Source organism: Ignavibacteria bacterium, assembly GCA_041649015.1.
Taxonomy (GTDB): domain Bacteria; phylum Bacteroidota; class Ignavibacteria; order Tepidaquicellales; family Tepidaquicellaceae; genus CAIKZJ01.
Genome location: JBAZNU010000003.1, coordinates 115258 through 133960, shown reverse-complemented (window position 1 = coordinate 133960; position 18703 = coordinate 115258). Strand labels below are relative to the sequence as shown.

Below are 18703 nucleotides of genomic sequence, written 5' to 3'. Positions count from 1 at the left end.
TTAGAGCTTTAGAACAAAACATAAAGAGTGCGCACTGATTAAGATCAATGTTGTGTAACAAAAAAATTTGAAGAATCAGATTATAAGTTAATTATAGAATCTGATTCGAGTTCTTTCATCCCAGATAGGAGTAGTCAAGCGATAATCGCCGAAGCCAGTATAATCGACAAAAATATACTGCCTGTTAATGTCATAATAGGTCCAGATTTCATAAGGCTTGGAATCACTTTCAAAAGGATGTCTATCAATAACGCTGGGATTTCCGTAAATTATAAAAACCATACCCATGTCAGTTTTCCAGCCCTCAGTATAATGTGAATATCTCTCGTTGGCGATTTTTATACGATTATAATACTCTATCATAATTTCATTCTTCGGTGTTCGCGGAGACGGGTCAATACTTTTCCAAAATCTTACAAACCTTTTTAGTTTCTCTTCATTATTGGCAGCATCGTTTATATGATCGAGCTCTTTAGTTGTGGCAATGTACTGAAGCTGACTTACGGCCTCATCCAGGTCTTTCACGGAAATAGGAACATCTCCCCATCTGTAAACAAACTTAGTTTCCGTGAGCTCTTTTGATCCCTCAAAGATTTTGAGTGTATAACTGCCGATTGAATAATCGGCCGCATCCATCTTTACTATAACGGGATTCTTTCCTTTTTTAATATCGACAGAAATAGTGGTATCGAACATAACTTTTTCCCTATCGTCCACTGAAACAATCCTGAAAACTTTTGTAACATCTTCTTCAGTATTATTTTGAATTTCAGAGAATATATAGAAGCTTTCTATAGTTCCGATATTACCGCTAATAAGGGGAGTTATTTCCTGTTCACCTTTCGAGTCTATGGAATAGTCTGAAAGAAGCATAATATCAGAGGCAAGAATCCTGTCTATTTTGGGGTCTCTAACATTAACAGAAAAATCTTTAATGTATTCATTTCCCGAATTCTTATCCTTAAGAGAAATATTAATCTTATAGAAACCAGATTTCAGAAAATAATTTTTAAGGTTTGAAACAGACTGCTCGGAAATATTTTTCTGTTCGTTTTTTGTGCTGTTAATTTTTTCGGTATAGGTCTGCGTAAAAATCTGTTGATCAAGGAAATCTTTAATTATTATTCTAAGGTCAAAAGAAGCCTCATAGTTATCGTTTGAGCCGGCTTTTTTAAACTGAAGGTTTTCAAGAGGAATTTCGATGTAAACATCGAGTCTGCCAACTGCCGAATCGAGAGGATAGAAAACGAGGGGGTCGAGATAGAAATATTCCTTCCCGACATTCAAATTCTGAAGCGGGTTTTCCTTGCCCTGTGCCTGAATCTCCAAAGCAGACAGGCAGTAAACGATAACAGCGAGTAAAATAATCTTGTTTTTCATAATCCTAAATATTTAGTTATGAATTATTTCTCCAAACAAATCAAACTCTTCGTAATCATAAATCTTTGCGTCGTAAAAATTACCATCAATCAATTTCTTTTCAGATTTAATATAAACTTCCTGGTCAATTTCGGGTGCATCTTTATAGGTTCTTCCGATGTAGTAATCAAACTCTTTTCTATCTATTATAACCCTGCAAACCCTGTTAAGCATTCCCCTGTTCTTTTTCTCGGAGACTTTTTTCTGAACATCAAGAATTTTCTTATGACGTTTATTCTTTTCACGCTGGGAAGCATCATCTTTATAGGTATGCGCATAAGTGCCTTCTTCATGGGAATAAGTGAAAACGCCGAGCCTATCGAATTCAAAGTCTCTGACAAAGTCAGCAAGTTCTTGTACATCTTCTTCCGTTTCGCCGGGATGACCGACGAGGAGGGTTGTACGAATGGCAATATCTTCAACTTTGTTTCTTAGTGATTCGAGAAGGTGTATCTGTTGTTTCTTTGTGATACCGCGCCTCATTATTTTAAGCATATTATCAGATATGTGCTGGATGGGAATATCGATATACTTACATACTTTTTCATTGTTTGCAATGACCTCAATCAGCCCATCGGGAAAACGGGATGGGTATGCATACATTAGGCGAATCCATTCAATACCATTAATATCAGAAAGAGCATTCAGGACTTTTGCTATTTCACGTTTGCGGTTTATATCCATACCCCAGTAGGTAGTATCCTGTCCGATAACGAGTAATTCTTTAATACCTTTATCCGCAAGCTTTTTTGCTTCGTTAATAATTTCTTTTAAAGGTTTTGAAACATGACCGCCGCGCATTATAGGAATGGCGCAGAAAGAGCAAGGATTATCGCAGCCGTCGCTGATTTTCAGGTATGCATAATGTTTTGTTGAAAGCGAGCGTTCACCGACAAGATTCTTTTTATAATCTATACCCATTGCATTGAGTATATCATACATTGTTTTAGGTTTGCTGGTAGCACCGAAATATTTATCTACTTCAGGAATTTCAATTATAAGTTCCTCCATATACCTATCAGAAAGACACCCTGCAACATAAACGTTTTTAAGTTTGCCCTGCTGTTTGTTTTCAACTGCGGCAAGGATAGTGTTAATAGACTCTTCTTTAGCGGGCTGGATGAATCCGCAAGTATTAATAATAACAGTGTTTGCCTTGTTTTCATCTTCAACAATTTCAACGTTTCCATTTTTAAGCTGAGCGGAAATATGCTCGGAATCCACAAGATTCTTTGAACACCCGAGTGTAATAATCTTTACTTTATCTTTTTTGACCTTCATTGGAACAATTTACATCTAATCTTAATAACAAAATATGGAAATAGGGTGTTGCAGGACGTGAGAAGAAACCAGATTGAGGTTAATAACAAAAGATTTCCAAAGATTAACTGTGTACAAACGTTACGAAACAGAAAATTATTTAAGTATTTTTTGAAAACCGAAGAAGATATATTTATAAAAACAAAATATAATAATATGAAAGAAATTTATTCTCTAAAGGGCAAGAAGGCATTAATAACAGGCGGAAGTAAGGGTATAGGGCTTGCGATAACAAAGTTATTCATTGAACTTGGTGCTGAAGTATTTATTGCAGCGAGGAACAAACGTTTGATTGACGATATGATAAAAACATACAAAGGCAAAGAGCTTTCGGGGGTTGCTGCGGATATAAGCAAACCGGCGGGGATTGAGAAACTAATGAAAGCAGTAACTAAGAAGTGGAACAGGGTTGACATCCTTGTAAACAATGCCGGGTTTAACATAAGAAAGAAATCGGACGAATACACGGAAAAAGAATTTAATACAATAATAGACACTAATCTCAAAAGTGTTTTTAGAATATCGGTAAGGATGCTGCCTTTGCTGATGAAAGCAAAAAGTGCATCAATAGTCAACATTTCATCTGTAGCCGGAATCACGGCATTAAGGACGGGGTCACCGTATGCGATGACAAAGGCGGGAATAATACAACTTACAAAGAATCTTGCGGTTGAATGGGCACGGCACGGGATACGAGTGAATGCAATTGCACCGTGGTATATAAAGACTCCATTAACAGAGAAACTACTTAATGACAACAAGTATTTAAAATCCATACTTGAAAGAACTCCGATGGGAAGATACGGCGAGACAGAGGAAGTTGCCAAGGTGGCAGCATTTCTAGTGTCGGATGCATCAACCTATGTAACAGGCCAGTGCATAGCCGTAGACGGAGGGTTTTCGGTATATGGGTTTTAAAATTTTGCTATTTTCCTTTAAAGGACGGTCGGCGTTTTTCTTTAAAGGACTTAATGCCCTCGAGATAATCTTCGCTTGTATAGACTTTTCGTCTGAGTGATTCTATATGCTCAAAAGCGTTTGGGGTTATTGGATGAGCGTTAGTTAGAATTCTGAACTGCTCTTTGATTACGCTTATAGAAAGCGGAGAGTTATAGGAAATTTTCTTCGCAAGACTGAATGTAAAATCATCAATCTTATCGTTTTCAATGATGTGGTTAATTATACCGAAGTAAAGAGCTGTTATAGAGTCAATCGGAGAACCAGTGAAAAACATTTCCTTTGCATGGCTGAGACCAAGACGGTTTATAAAATGAAGAACACCGCTTGCATTGTATGGTACTCCAATCTTTGCGGGTGTGATTGCGAAAGTACAATCGGGAGAACCAATAACCATATCGCACGTAATAGCGAGGTCGCAAGCACCTCCCCAGACGCTTCCTTCAACCATTGCTATAACGGGAGCGGGAAAAAGCTGGATAGCATTCAATGCCTGTTCGAGTGGTTTTTCCTGTCCGAGAGGGTCGATGCCGTTTAACGGAAGTTCGTCTATGTCGTGGCCGGCAGACCAAACTTTTGCATTCTTTTCTGCCCTAATTATAACGGCACGAACTTTCAGAGATTCAAATTCCTTTAATGCCGATACAATCCGCAAAAGTAATTCAGAATTTAATGCATTCTTTTTGGATGGATTATTGAAAGTAATAATCCCGATATTGTCATTTACTTCAGTTAGTATGAGGTCGTTCATTTTTACCGGTTTAAGTTTATAAATTTAAAGTTCATCTTTAAGACCCTTCAGCAAATTAAGTGCTTCAAGGGGAGAAATTGTGTTAATATCAATATCTTTAAGTTTATTCTTAAGGACAGTATCTTTTGTAACTTCAAAGAGACTGATTTGAATATCGTCTTTATGGGTTTTGCGGTATTTCTTATCCTCGAATGATTTCAGGATTTCCTTTGCACGAGTTGTGACTGTTTCGGGAAGACCTGCCATCTGTGCAACCTGAATTCCGTAGCTATGGTCTGCGGTACCTTCTGTAATCTTTCTGAGGAAGATAACCTTATCGCCATACTCACGTACCTCGACACGGTAGTTTTTAATGCGTTCATAATTTTCAGCGAGCGAATTAAGTTCATGGTAGTGCGTTGCAAAGAGTGTCTTGGCGCGGATGTTAGGATTTTCATGAAGATATTCCGTTATAGCCCAAGCGATTGAGATTCCATCGTAAGTGCTTGTGCCGCGGCCTATTTCATCGAGGAGAAGAAGGCTTTTTCCTGTTGCATTATTCAGGATGTTAGCGGCTTCGTGCATTTCAACGAGAAAAGTACTTTCACCTTTAGCAATATTATCGGAAGCACCGACGCGTGTGAATATCTTATCAACGATTCCAATCTTTGCAGACTTAGCAGGAACGAAGCAGCCAATCTGGGCAAGAAGAACAATTAGCCCTGTCTGGCGCAAGTAACTTGACTTGCCGCTCATGTTAGGACCTGTGAGAATAAGAATCTGGTTATTAACAGTATCAACTTTTGTGTCATTTGGAATGTACTTCTCGCCTGCCGAAAGCAGCTGTTCGATAACGGGATGTCTGCCTTCGATAATTTCAAGTTCTTCGTTATCGTAGATTTCCGGCATTACATAGTTATACAATTCAGATACTTCGGCAAAGCTAATGAGCGTATCTACTGTAGCGATTAACAAAGCATTTTTCTGAATGCTGTCGGTAAACTTAAGAATAAACTCGCGAAGTTCCTGAAATATTTTATTTTCTATAGCAACTATCTTCTCTTCGGCATTGAAGATTTTATCTTCGTAAACTTTAAGTTCTTCCGTGATAAACCTCTCATTGTTAACGAGAGTCTGCTTGCGAATGTAGGAGGGGGGTACTTTATCGAGGTTAGCCTTTGTAACATCTATATAATACCCGAACACCTTATTATAATCGACTTTCAAAGAACTGATACCCGTACTTTTACGTTCCTTGCTCTGAAAATTCTCAATCCATGTTTTTCCGTTTATATGAATTTCTTTAATTTCATCGAGTTCTTTGTTGTATCCTTTATTTATCACACCGTAATTATCGCTGCCTGAAAGGAAGTTTTCATTTACGACGGTTTCAATTTCGTTTATAAGCTCATTGCATTCTATAAGAGAATTCTTAAGTGCAAGAACAGAATCAGATTTGAAATCAGTGAGAAGTTTTTTAATAGCCGTAACATTTTTGAGAGAGATTTTAAGCTGGACAATATCTCTGGGAACGGCCTTCCCCGTTGCAACTTTAGAAAGGAGCCGCTCAAGGTCAGCGATAGACTTGAGGTTTTCGATAACTGATTTTCTTAATCCTTTATTATCATAAAAATCTTTTACAGCATTGAGACGTCTTTCAATTTGTTCTTTACGTTTAAGCGGCCGAGAAACCCATTTTTTTAGAAGGCGTCCGCCCATCGGTGTTTGAGTTCTGTCAAGAATAGAAATAAGTGTGCCTTCCCTGCCGCCTTCACTTATAGATGCAGTGATTTCAAGGTTGCGCTTTGTGGACGGGTCGAGGATTATATAATCGGTATAATTATATTTGTAAATCTTTTTAATATGCTCGAGCTTACTTTTCTGTGTTTCGTTGAGGTAGTTCATAACACAACCTGCTGCTATGACACCCTCTTTCATATCGTCAATACCGAAGCCTTTGAGTGATTGAGTACCAAATTGGTTTGTAAGTAATTCATTTGCATAGTCAAGATTAAATACCCAATCATCGACTTTTGTGATTGTATGCTTAGGTGTCTCACCGTCGTAGAGGGGACCGCTGTTAATATTAAGAAGTTTTAATACAGCCTCTTTATTCTTTTTAGGAATAAGAATTTCAGCCGGATTAATTGTTTCAATCTGTTCGAGAAGGTTCTTATCGAGTACCTCGGTAGCAGCAAACTCTCCGGTTGAAACATCACAGAAAGCGAGACCGCAGACTTTATCTTTCAGATAAACAGCAGCAAGAAAATTGTTTGACTTATGGTTTAAAAGCTTATCGGAGAAATTAGCACCCGGAGTAACGACTTCAACAACATCACGTTTAACGATACCTTTTGCAAACTTAGGATCTTCGAGCTGTTCACAAACTGCAACTCTGTACCCTGCTTTAACGAGTTTAGGAAGATAATTATCGAGTGCATGATGAGGAAAACCTGCGAGAGGAACGTCAGATGCACCTCCGTTAGAGCGTTTTGTAAGAGTAATACCGAGAACCTTAGAGGCTGTGACGGCATCATCTTCGAAGGTTTCAAAGAAATCACCCATACGAAACAACAGAATCATATCAGGATATTTTTCTTTAACCTGACGGTATTGCCTCATTAAAGGTGTTTCATGCTTCTTCATCTTCTTAAAAATGGTGAATTTTATCTTTAAGAAATTTATTTAACAGCTCGCGACCTCTGAATATGTGTGCTTTTACTGTACCGAGAGGGAGGTCAAGCTTAGAAGCAATCTCTTCGTATTCCATTTCTTCCTGATGCCTCAGGATAATAACGGATTTATATTTTTCGGGCAGGCTGTTTATAGCGTCGAGCAAAATTTTCTGTTTTTCACGTTCGAGGATTCTCCTGTCGGGTTTATAATCATTATCAGGAATTTCGAATCTGAGGTCATCGTCCTCACTGTCGATTTCCTTGTCAATAGAGACAGTACTAAGTTTCTTTTTTCTGAGATAATCAATACAATTATTAGAAGCTATTTTATACAACCATGTTGAAAAAGCAAACTGGTGATCGAATTTATCGAGAGAATTAAATGCTTTGATGAACGCTTCCTGTGCAAGGTCTTCAACGTCATCTTTGTTATAAATCATCCGGTTAATAAGGTTAGAAACAAGCCGGTAGTATTTCTTCATCAGACGGTCGTAAGAAGCCTGATTGCCTTTCAGGGCACTTTGAATCAGGTTGTAATCTTCAAGTTTTGAAGCACTTTTATTATTATGTTCAGGATTATTTTCGGTCATCTACTTCTGGACATCGGTTTTAAAATTTTCAATTGAAATTACGCCCGAGCAGAGCTTTGTATCCTCGGGTTCGTTTGTTGCGAGTATAAGAATACCGTTTTCTTTATGTTCATCCGCAATTTTATAGACCAGGTCAATACCCTCGACGTCGAGGTTAGTACGGGGCTCGTCCATTAATAGAATTTCCGGATTGTTAATAATTGCGAATGCAAGCTTAACCCTTTGCTTCATGCCCGAAGAAAAATTCTTAACCTCGTCATTCCTGCGGTTGAAGAGATTTATCCTTTTGAGCAGATATTTCAGATGCTCTTTTTTATTTGAATCGGGAAGATTACCGCATTTAAGGTCATAGAAGAATTCAAGATTTTCAAGGGCGGTCAGTTCGTCATAAAGATTAAGATAAGGAGCAATCATACCGAAACAGAGATGCAACTTATCCGCAGGAATCACATCCGAATCATTACTAACAATGACCTTACCTTTATTTGGTTTCATAAGATTTGCAAGAACCTTCAGCAAGGTTGATTTACCCGACCCGTTTCGTCCGGTAACGGCGAGAGAATCCCCTGATTTAAGTTCAAGGTTAACGTTTCTGAATATAACTTTATTCAGAAAACTTTTCTCGAGATCAACAGTTTTTAGAAAAACTCCGGACATAAGTATATAATTTACTGAATGAAACCTGACTGTTCCTGAACTCTCTGGTCGCGTCTTTTCTTAGCATGTTCAAATCTTCTTTTTTCCTCATCGGATTCGGGAATAATTTCCGGAACGGGGATTGGTCTTCCCGATTCTTTATCAACATTCACAAAGGTTAAATAAGCGCTATTCGAGTGGAACACCTCACCAAATTTAATGTTTTCGACTTCAACTTTGACACCAACTTCCATAGAAGTTTTAAACGCCCTGTTTACAGAAGCTTTAAGCCGAATGATATCGCCAAGTTTAATCGGCTTGTGAAACTGAAGATTATCAACGGCAGCGGTAACGGCAATATTATTGCAGTGTCTTGAGGCAGCGAGTGCAGCCGCGATATCAATCCAGTGCATAAGTTTTCCGCCGAGCAGATTACCGAGCATATTCGTATCGTTTGGAAGAACGAGTTCGACCATCTGGACCTGAGACTCTCTAACAAATTTAGATTTTATAATCATTTCGGCAATGTACTTTTAATTGATTTAACTTTCGGCAGAAAAGGACTTTTAGGAAACCGAGTTTCAAATCTTTCGATTTCAGTTTTCGCTTCTGCCGGTTTTTTCCTTTTAATAAGCATTGTAATTTTCCCGTAAAGGGCGTCATCCGCATAGTCTGTATCAAAATATTCGTTAACAACATTTTCATAATAGATTGTTGCAGCCCTATAATCTCCCAAAGTTGAGTACAGTTCGGCTGCTTTAAGTTCCTTGTAAGCAAGTTTGTTGCGCAACTCACGAATTTTCTTTTCGGCTTCCGGAGCGTTTTTATCAGTCGGATAGAGCTCGAGAAAGTTTTTTAATTCCATAATAGCCTGATAGGTATACGTCTGGTCGAGAGAATACTGCGGAGACATACCGTAATAGCACAAAGCAAGCCGATATCTTCCTTCAACAGCCAGAGTGCTGGTCGCGTAATTTTTCAGAAGATATTCGAATTCATAGGCTGCGAGAATGTACTCTTCCTGCTTCAAGTAGCTCATAGCCAAATAATACTGAACCTTATCGCTGATGCTCGTGCCGGAAAACTTAACTTTCATAAGAGAAAAATCTTCAATGGCATCTACATAATCTTTGTTGTTGTAATTATTCATGGCAACGGCAAAAGCCTTTTCGGGGTCGTCGATTTTGCTAATATCCGAAGTACCCGAACCGGAACAACCCGCAGCAAAGTAAGAAAGAATCACAACGGTTAAAAAAAGATAATATTTCATTAATATGTTAATTTTATTTGCTTCTAATTGTAAAAAATAATATTGCAGCAATTGCTGATACGGCAACAATAATCGCAGGAACGATGATCTTTTTCAAAAAGGGCTTATCCGGCAGACCAGATTTCATAAATCCATAATTGCTTTCCTGAATGTAATCAAAATACTCAATTTTTACTTCATCCCTGTAAGTTTTCAAGACCGACTGCTGATCGTTACCTGAATTCAGCACAGAAAACTTAAAAGCCGACGATAAATCACGCACAAACATTTCATCACCTATAATTTTATCGGCATCCGGTTCAGAATAACCAACAGAAAACTTAATGCTGCTTATAATTACTTTATAGTCAAAACCGTCTTCTTTTCCGTAGATAAAGTTATAAGAAGAGAATTTTTGCTTTATATTATTAAGCAGAAATTCGGCTTCTTCCGACTTTTCATCAATACTGATTTTAAAGATCTTATTTTTTCCGAGAACTGTCACTATATCCTGCAGTTCATCGAGACCTTTCGAAGAAAGGTCGGAAAACAGGGCAAAGTTATTTTTAGGCAAACTTCGGGTATCAACTTGCGAATACGAATCCGCAATCAGAAAAAAGGAAAAGAACACCGATAAAATGCCAATTATAGATTTTGCCATATTTTATCTGCTAAAATGCAGATTATTCAACAACTTTTAAGTATAAATAACAAATAAATTAACTTAAAGGCAGTATAGTTACAATTCAAAAACCTTCCAGAAAGGAAAAGTTCAATAATGTTTATTTATTAGCAAGATTAATCAGGAACACGGAAAAATGATAATTAATAGCCCCAGCCCCAAGAGTAAAATAGAGTAAGAAGAAACCCGGGGATTATTACAGAAATAATCCGTTGACTAAAGTCAGGACTACAGTCAGGACTAAAGGCAAGAGCAACATAATTTTTATTATAGCGAAAATAATATTGTTTTATTCCTTTTCGAGTTCTATTTTAATTCTTTGAAGTTCTGATTTGTGCTCTTCGGAAACTTTTGGATATTCGAGATTGAGATTCTTCAAAGTATTAACAATTATTTCAGAAACAGCGGCACGTGTAAACCATTTTTTATCAGCGGGTATAATGTACCATGGTGCGTATTCGGTGCTGGTTTTGCTGAACATTTTTTCATAAGCTTTACGGTAATCGTCCCAATGTAGTCTTTCTTTAACGTCAGAAGCTGAGAATTTCCAGTTTTTGTTTTCTTTATTAATTCTTTCGAGGAATCTTTTCTTCTGCTCATTCTTTGAAACATTCAGGAAAAACTTCAATATTACAATTCCGTTGTTGACGAGATATTTTTCTAGGTTGTTAATATCCTCATAGCGTTTATTCCAAAAACCATTATTGAAATCCTTCTCTCTTAGGTTCTGATACTTCAGAAGTTCAGGATGGACTTTTACGACAAGAACTTCTTCGTAGTATGAGCGGTTAAAAATTCCAATCCTTCCCTTTTCGGGAACGCATTTCATGCATCGCCACATATAATCGTGGTCAAGTTCCTGCTGTGAGGGAGCTTTGAAGCTATAGACTTCACATCCCTGCGGATTTATTCCAGACATAACATGTTTAATTGTGCCATCTTTTCCGGCAGCATCCATTGCCTGAAATATCAGAAGAAGCCCATATTTGTTGCTTGCATATAGAACGTCCTGTAAATGAGCCATCTCATTAATATCATCCTGAAGTTTTTGCTGAGCTTCTTCCTTCCCTTTGAATTTCCCGGTGAAAGAGGTATCGTAATCGTTTAGTTTAATTTCCTTCTTATGAGGAGCGAGAAACCATTTAACGTCCATAATTTTATTTTTAGAACATTGTATTTATTCTGTATAAAAATTACAATGTAAATCTTTTACATATATTTTTTGTTTTAATACTGATAACATTACAACTTAACAAAGAACCTTATATGAAAATCGGAATAATATGTTACCCTACATACGGAGGAAGCGGAGTTGTAGCAACCGAGCTCGGAAAAACTCTGGCATTAAAAGGACACGAAGTACATTTCATTTCTTATGCAATGCCGTCAAGGTTAAGCACATACATCGGAAACGTATTTTATCACGAGGTAGAGATGTACAGCTATCCATTGTTTGAATTCCCTTTGTACTCAATAGCATTGACAAGCAAGATGGTTGAAGTAGTACAGTTTAACGACCTTGACCTAATACATGCGCACTATGCGATCCCGCATGCGACGAGTGCATTTCTAGCAAGAGAAATACTTAAGAGCGGGAGTAAAGACAAGAAGAACATAAAGATGATAACAACGTTACACGGAACGGACATTACACTTGTAGGACTTGAGCCAAGTTTTCTTTCCACGATGAAGTTCAGCATAGAGCAGTCGGACGGGGTTACAGCCGTATCAAAATTTTTGAAAGACAAAACAGTATCGAGTTATTCTATAGAGAAAGAAATAGAGGTTATACCGAATTTCATAGACACAGAGAAATACAAGAGAAAGACGGACAAGGGTTCAGACTGTTTCCGGGGAAATTTCGCCAGTACGGATGAAAAAATACTGATACACGTATCGAATTTCAGGCCAGTAAAGAGAGTTCCTGATGTAATAAAGATATTTTCATTAGTAAGAAAAAGCATAAAAGCCAAGTTGATATTAGTGGGTGACGGTCCCGAAAGAAGCGAATGTGAAAGACTCTGCAGGGAACTGGGAATAACAGAATACGTCAAGTTTATGGGCAAGCAAGATTCACTGCCAGAAATACTCTCGATAGCAGATTTATTTATAATGCCTTCACAGTCGGAAAGTTTCGGACTCTCTGCACTTGAGGCAATGAGCTGCGAGGTACCGGTAATATCTTCGAGTGTAGGAGGACTGCCCGAATTAAATCTTCACGGAAAAACCGGTTATATAGCAGAGTTCGGAGACGTAGAAAGAATGGCAAAATATGCCGTAGAGCTTCTTTCGAACGAAAAGAAATATCAGATATTCCAGAAGAACGCAAGGGAGCGGGCAGAATTCTTTAAGGACGACAAAATAATCGGCGAATACGAAAAGTTTTATGAAAAGGTTTTAGGGAAGTAATTCATTTACTGCCTCAATCAACTCTTTCGATTCAATACTATCCAATGAATTCTCGTGTGCTGAAACAACAATTCTCTTTTTAACGGAAAGTGGTCCGAACTTAACTATGTTCCACTTTACATTATGATAAATACCGACGACCGGTGCATTAAAGCAAGAAGCAAGATGAACGGCTGAAGTATCAGGGGTAACGAGCAAATTACATTTTCTAATCAATTCAGCGAATTCAAAAATAGTATTAGCTTCAACGAAGAAAACATTCTTCCGTTTAACAGAGCTTATAACTGCATGAATGTTATCATAATCTTTATTTATCCCAGTTAAGATAACGTACTTATCAGGATTAATACCGTCCACAAGGTCAATCCATTTTTCCAATTTCAGATATCGTGAACTAACGCCAGAGGATAGGTTCAGAAGGACGAAGGGGGCAGTTACTACATTTAAACGTTCAGAAATTATCTTAGAATCTTTTTCCGGAATATCGACATGAGGAATCGGTGTCTTAAGCCTATCGCTATCAGAAAGATAGTTAACGGGTGACAGATTAATATCAACCCGATGCTCACCTTTTACAAAAGTTCGAAGGTCAATATCGAAAACTTTTTTATTAAAGTTAAAACCAATAGACAGTTTTGGTTTGCATAAATTCACAAGAATTTTAGAAGTACTTGACAGTTCGTCTTTAGGGTCAATCCAGTAATCGAAAGCTTTCTTTCTAAGTTTAATGAGAAGACTTGCCGTAGATATTGTCTTTTTATCATAAACATAAGTCCGGTCAATGCAATTAAGGTTTTTAGTAATTACAGAATTACTTTTACTCGCAAGAACACTTAGACAGCAATCGGGGAAAATTCTTTTAAGACTTCCGAATAGCGGGGTAGTAAGGATCATATCACCTATTTTACCTATCTGAACAACAAGAATGTTTATATTATCCTTCAAAATTCAATTAGTGTTAAGCTTCATTATTTTAGATTTCGGCAAGGGTAACAAATTGTGTCCGCCAAGCCAGTACGAAGTCAGAATCATAGCCGAGGCATATTTTTTCATATCATCAGCAAGAACGGGATTACTGTTATAATAATTCTCTAATTCTTTATTCTTATACCTGTAGAGAGAGTTAGGACCCTCTTTACGAATGACGAGAAAGAATTCGTCGTTCAGACAGCCGATTTTATTGTCAGAGCAGAAATACGCATATTTCCGTCCTTCGTTTCTGAGGTCAACACCAAGAGTATTATTAACATAAGGCAGTTGAAGAAAACTCATAAGAGTCGGGAATAAGTCAATCTGCAGTCCCGGTTTATCGAAGCGACCGGGTTTAATGATACCGGGAGCGAAGAAAATCATCGGAGTATGATTATAAGAAAGCGACATATCATAAGTCTGGTCGAAATTCTGTCCGTGGTCAGCAATAAAAATAAATATAGTATTATTAAACCAGTCGGAATTACGTGCTGATTTCATGAACTCAGAAACAGACCAGTCAAAATACTGAAACCTTTTATCGTATGAATCTTCGGCTGCAGGTTTAAACGGAATCCAGTCAGGAACAGCAATTGCTTCATGTGTTGAAACGGTCATAAACACACCAAAAAACGGATTTCCCGATTTTGAAAACTCATTGAATTTAATCAAAGAATAATCGAACATAACATGGTCGGGTACGCCCCATTCGGTTACGTTAAATTCCGGGGGATAATCATCCTGACTGAAGACAAAATCAAATTCATTATTTTTCAGAAAGCCGTTCATATTATCAAAGTTTTTGTTACCGGTACAGAAAAAAGCGTTAGTGTAACCATAATTTTTCAGAACATTCGAAATCCCGGAATGCTTCTGACCTGCAGTCAGGGGATAAGTCATAGCTTTAAAATCGAGACCAGACGGCATTGAAAAGAGTGATGAATAAATGCCGTCATAAGTATGCACTCCCGAGGTATAAACATTATCAAACGTAGCGGATGCGTTAGCGAGGCTATCCATAAAAGGCATAATATTTTCTTTATAGCCGTAACGTTTGAATTTAAAAGCACTCATGCTTTCTACAATGAATAATACAACGTTACATTTAGGGGATTCGGCAGAAAATAAGACGTCTCTCGCAACGGGAGAATCATAATTACTTTTGATGTTCATGTAGTTCTGTGTAATCTGAAGGAAACCCTCCTGACTTAACATAGTTTCATTTTCCGACATCATGCTCAACACAAAGCTGTAAACAGGGTTCAAACCAAGCTGATTAGTAATTGAGAAATCCGAGAAGAACGTGTCAGCAACATTTAAGGGCATGTTTTTGGATTTGTAATCCCCTCTCATACCGAGAATGAGTAAAACACCGGCAGCAAAAAAGACAACGATTTTCTTAAAAACAGAACCGGATTCATTGCGGACATTATAGATTGTTCTTTTAGCGATATACACAAACCAGAAGCATAATCCCACTGACAATACGAGAAATAAGAAGACATAAGGATAGTAAACAGGAACAGAAAACCTTGCATAAACACTCAGCCAGAGTTCATCGCTCCAGTTAAGAATACTTGTAGTCAGCCGTGAATTAAAATAAGCAAAATAAGGGATATCAACACACGACAGGGCAACTGCAGAAACATAAAAAACATTTATAATAATCACGGATAACTTATACAAATGTATAGAGTTAATCTTAAAGAAATAACCAAATGAAAGCAGAAGAAAAGGAATTAAAAGAATGTAAGAATTAACTGCCGCATCAAAAAGGCTTCCACGGTTGAATAAAGCGTAGATAACAGTATTTAACGGAATATCTTTTGCCTGTTCAAAATTAAGGTAAAGCAGAAGCACTCTGAAAGCGAGGAATAAGAACATTCCTGTAACGAAAACAATGAGCAGAAACCAGATATAGGAAGGAACTGAAGTTAGTCCCACTTTACTTTTCGGGCGGATATTATTTTCAGACAGACCTTCGAGCATTTAGGGTTTCCTGATTGGTTTATCGCTTCTAAGATTAAAACCGGGAAGACGGATAGAGACTTCTGCCATTTTTGCTTCGGGAACATACTGACCACGGATATTCTTCTCGACTTTGATTTTAGAGACCTGCTGACGTGAATCAAAAGTGATGTACATATTTTCTCCTTCAACGAGATTAACTCCATTCGCTTTTTCATTTTCAAAAGCAAAGTAAATACTGTATGAGTTTTTGTAAACGTCAACATACTTTAAAGAATCGTTCTCAAATTTAATTTTAATATCCTTTCCAGTAATCTGGTCAAACCTTTCAGAGAAAAAGGGGTCTTTGTTCGCAATCAGCATGAATGAATACTTACTTCCCGGATAACCTTCGAGTTTTTTTGCGAAGACTTCAGAGAGTTTTTTGTTTTCCATTAAGGCAAAGACCGAATCTGCGGTGAGCTGAAGATTATCCTGCCAGACGACGGGCCTTGGAAACAAGGAGACTTCATCTTTATTCTCGTCAAGAGTACGGGCAAAGACTGCAGTATCGCTCTTTGCGAGGAAGGTACCTCGAATAACCTCAACGTTTTCTTTAGCCACATATCGTTCGGGTTTATTCCTGTAAGTTTCAAGAATACTGCTGTAAATAAACAGCGTATCCCGTTCGTTTTCAACCTGCGTAAGACGAGCATTACCTTTGACGAAAGAATATTTTCTTGTATCGTAATTTTCTGCATAAGCGCCGGTGACTACAAGGTTATTGGAAAGATTAACAACCTTCACGTTACCGGAGGCAATGCTTTTGTCTTCGAGGGATAAATCAGTTAGAGTATCTGAATAGATAATAGAAGAATCAGATTCAATGCTTACATTATCAACAGCAAAAGTCTTACCCTGCCGTTTAAAGAAATCAATGCTCTGAGCTTTGATGACGGCTGAATCAGTATTAACTATAACATCTCCTCTTGCGAAAGAATCTTCTGTATTACGGAGGTAAATGAGTTCGCTTGAAGTGATTTTATATTCGGGATTTATGATAATAACATTACCTTTAAAGATTGCTTTTGCTTCATTGAAGAAATAGACTCCGCCGTCTGCCCGCAGAGTAGCATTTTTATCTTTAAGAGTAACGCTGCCTTCACAGATTGCTTTCTTTTCATTACCGATATAAGTAGCTTTTGAGGTAAAAAGCGAGAGAGTGTCCTGATAAATCTTAACATTTCCTTTAAGTTCAATTTTATTGTCGTCAATGTACTGAACGGCTTCATTGCAGTAAACATCGACGTTTCCCTGCACGAAGTGAACATTACCGATTGCTTCGCGTACAGACTTCCCGTCAATCGTTTTACCTGTAAGTTTATCGCTCTTCTTCAGTTCAATTTTTTCCTGAGCAAAAGAGATGCCGGTAACAAAGAAGAGAAGAAGAATAATATGTAAGATTGTTTTAATCACTTAGCGAACGTTCCTGTAACTTTGAAAATAGTATAGTTCTTCAAGTTCTGGTCAGAAATAAATCCGATACCTTCGACTTCTTCTTTTGGAGTTTTAATTTTTACATATTCTTCGGTCGAAACTCTTTGAGTTTGATTATCCCAGAAGAGTTTTTGGGTTTGCAGGATGCTTCCTTCATTATTCACAACAACGACGCTGTCATAGATCTCAATGTTTTTAGACGGTTCAATTACTTTACCTCTTTTGCTTGTAAGAGTTGACACAATAGCCTTATCCCTGTAGAAATCAACTTTGGCGCCGCTATCGATAAGGGTATAACCTTTTTTATTGAAAGCCATTATGTGACCTGCACGAAGGATGGCTTTAACCTTACCCGAATCAGAGAATGCGACAGACGAATGCCAGCTTTCCTGTTCGGGAATATCTTCAGATTTCAGGTCGGTTTTAGGCGGCACGAACTTATTTTCACAGGCAGAGAGCAGAATCCCAAAGAGCAGGATTAATATGTATGGATATGCAATACGCATCAAAGTCCAAGTTCAATAAGAGAATGAATATGAAGAATGCCGCAAAGTTTTTTTGATTTATCAACGACAATAAGCTGTGTAATTTTATTCTTCTCCATTATTTCCAGAGCAGTTTTAGCGAGGGTTTGACGTTGAATGGTTTTAGGTTTTTTGTTCATGAGGTCTTTTGCGAGGACAGACCTTACCTCAACATCGTTTTCAAGCAGGCGGCGGATATCACCATCTGTTATAAAGCCCTCAATCCTATCTTTATTCATTACGACGGCACAACCGAGACGTTTAGAAGACATTTCATAAATAACATCCTTAAGTTTAGTATCCTTTTTAACAACGGGGATATTCTTATCACGCACCATAATATCTTCAACTTTAAGAAGAAGTTTTCTTCCGAGAACTCCGCCCGGGTGCAGGAATGCAAAATCTTCTTTTGTGAAACCGCGTTTTTGAAGAAGAGCAACAGCAAGAGCATCACCGATAACAAGAGTTACAGTTGATGAAGAAGTAGGTGCAAGGTTATGCGGACATGCTTCAACTTTAACCGAGGCATCTATAACAATATCGGCTTTTTTAGCAAGAGAAGACTTAAGATTACCAGTGATTAAAACTATTTTAATCTTGATATTTTTTAAATAAGGAATAAGGTTTTTTATTTCTTCCGACTCACCGCTTTTTGAAATAAGTATAACGACATCGCCGCTTTCAACGATACCGAGGTCGCCGTGGATGCTGTCGGCAGAATGAAGAAATACGGAGTGGGTGCCGGTTGAATTAAAAGTGGCAACCATTTTTTGAGCTACGATACCGCTTTTACCGACTCCCGAGATAACAACTTTACCTTTGCATTTAAAGATAGAATCGATTGCAGAGGAAAAATTCTTTTGAAATCGTTTCTCTCCAAACCTATTAAGGAGGAGCTGAATTTCTTTCTTTTCTTTAAGGACAACGTCCCTGGCGTTTCTTATATCTTTTTGCATTCAAATAAATAATTCTTTAAAAATAAGTTATTTGAGGTTAAAAAATAATAGATAAATGCGTATGATGGATGCAGAGAAATAATAACAGAAATAGAACGCGAATCTGCACAGATTGAGCTGATGGATGAGGATAGATCTATGTT

General features: G+C 37.6%; 17 protein-coding genes. 2 read left to right on the top strand and 15 right to left on the bottom strand.

Annotated elements, in window-relative coordinates:
• Positions 1-87: 87 nt before the first annotated feature.
• Both WC644_06320 and rimO read right to left on the bottom strand, forming a co-directional pair.
• Complete coding sequence (locus WC644_06320) at positions 88-1380, bottom strand: GWxTD domain-containing protein (protein MFA5011554.1); 1293 nt, start codon at positions 1378-1380, stop codon at positions 88-90.
• A 12-nt stretch (positions 1381-1392) separates the two neighbouring features.
• Complete coding sequence (rimO, locus tag WC644_06315; GenBank protein ID MFA5011553.1) at positions 1393-2700, bottom strand: 30S ribosomal protein S12 methylthiotransferase RimO; 1308 nt, start codon at positions 2698-2700, stop codon at positions 1393-1395.
• A gap of 195 nt (positions 2701-2895) precedes the next feature.
• Here rimO and WC644_06310 point away from each other — a divergent pair, with 195 nt between their 5' ends.
• The gene (locus tag WC644_06310; protein ID MFA5011552.1) at positions 2896-3657 is read left to right on the top strand and encodes an SDR family oxidoreductase; all 762 of its coding nucleotides are present in this window, start codon (positions 2896-2898) and stop codon (positions 3655-3657) included.
• A 7-nt stretch (positions 3658-3664) separates the two neighbouring features.
• Here WC644_06310 and scpB read toward each other — a convergent pair whose 3' ends face one another.
• From scpB to WC644_06270, 8 genes are all read right to left on the bottom strand, one after another.
• A complete protein-coding gene (gene scpB, locus WC644_06305) occupies positions 3665-4447 on the bottom strand; it encodes a methylmalonyl-CoA decarboxylase (GenBank protein MFA5011551.1) in 783 nt (260 codons plus the stop codon).
• A 24-nt stretch (positions 4448-4471) separates the two neighbouring features.
• Positions 4472-7072 (bottom strand): DNA mismatch repair protein MutS, encoded by a 2601-nt coding sequence (mutS, locus tag WC644_06300; GenBank protein ID MFA5011550.1) that lies wholly within the window; start codon positions 7070-7072, stop codon positions 4472-4474.
• 4 nt (positions 7073-7076) lie between these two features.
• Positions 7077-7691: a sigma-70 family RNA polymerase sigma factor gene (locus WC644_06295; GenBank protein MFA5011549.1), complete on the bottom strand. Its 615-nt coding sequence runs from the start codon at positions 7689-7691 to the stop codon at positions 7077-7079.
• Positions 7692-8348, bottom strand: a complete 657-nt coding sequence (locus WC644_06290) for an ABC transporter ATP-binding protein (GenBank protein MFA5011548.1) — start codon at positions 8346-8348, stop codon at positions 7692-7694.
• A gap of 11 nt (positions 8349-8359) precedes the next feature.
• Positions 8360-8845 (bottom strand): acyl-CoA thioesterase, encoded by a 486-nt coding sequence (locus WC644_06285; protein ID MFA5011547.1) that lies wholly within the window; start codon positions 8843-8845, stop codon positions 8360-8362.
• The gene (gene bamD / locus WC644_06280) at positions 8842-9597 is read right to left on the bottom strand and encodes an outer membrane protein assembly factor BamD (GenBank protein MFA5011546.1); all 756 of its coding nucleotides are present in this window, start codon (positions 9595-9597) and stop codon (positions 8842-8844) included. Before bamD ends, WC644_06285 begins: the two co-directional genes overlap by 4 nt.
• Before the next feature lie 13 nt (positions 9598-9610).
• Positions 9611-10237: a hypothetical protein gene (locus WC644_06275; GenBank protein ID MFA5011545.1), complete on the bottom strand. Its 627-nt coding sequence runs from the start codon at positions 10235-10237 to the stop codon at positions 9611-9613.
• A gap of 310 nt (positions 10238-10547) precedes the next feature.
• Entirely contained in the window at positions 10548-11411 is an 864-nt protein-coding gene (locus WC644_06270) for a polyphosphate kinase 2 family protein (protein ID MFA5011544.1), read from the bottom strand.
• Between the two features lie 113 nt (positions 11412-11524).
• Here WC644_06270 and bshA point away from each other — a divergent pair, with 113 nt between their 5' ends.
• Positions 11525-12667, top strand: coding sequence for an N-acetyl-alpha-D-glucosaminyl L-malate synthase BshA (gene bshA / locus WC644_06265; protein ID MFA5011543.1), 1143 nt, complete (start codon positions 11525-11527; stop codon positions 12665-12667).
• On the opposite strand, the gene WC644_06260 is transcribed toward bshA, so the two are convergent.
• Genes WC644_06260 through WC644_06240 form a run of 5 tightly spaced genes read right to left on the bottom strand, consistent with a single transcriptional unit; the run spans position 12656 to position 18560 of the window.
• The gene (locus tag WC644_06260; protein MFA5011542.1) at positions 12656-13612 is read right to left on the bottom strand and encodes a glycosyltransferase family 9 protein; all 957 of its coding nucleotides are present in this window, start codon (positions 13610-13612) and stop codon (positions 12656-12658) included. The two genes, bshA and WC644_06260, sit on opposite strands and share 12 nt — an antisense overlap.
• 3 nt (positions 13613-13615) lie before the next feature.
• Positions 13616-15625 carry a sulfatase-like hydrolase/transferase gene (locus WC644_06255; protein ID MFA5011541.1) on the bottom strand — a complete coding sequence of 670 codons (2010 nt, stop codon included), beginning with the start codon at positions 15623-15625 and terminating at the stop codon, positions 13616-13618.
• Positions 15626-17059, bottom strand: coding sequence for an OstA-like protein (locus tag WC644_06250; protein ID MFA5011540.1), 1434 nt, complete (start codon positions 17057-17059; stop codon positions 15626-15628).
• Positions 17056-17586 (bottom strand): LPS export ABC transporter periplasmic protein LptC, encoded by a 531-nt coding sequence (gene lptC / locus WC644_06245; GenBank protein MFA5011539.1) that lies wholly within the window; start codon positions 17584-17586, stop codon positions 17056-17058. Before lptC ends, WC644_06250 begins: the two co-directional genes overlap by 4 nt.
• Entirely contained in the window at positions 17586-18560 is a 975-nt protein-coding gene (locus tag WC644_06240) for a KpsF/GutQ family sugar-phosphate isomerase (GenBank protein ID MFA5011538.1), read from the bottom strand. Before WC644_06240 ends, lptC begins: the two co-directional genes overlap by 1 nt.
• Positions 18561-18703: the final 143 nt, after the last annotated feature.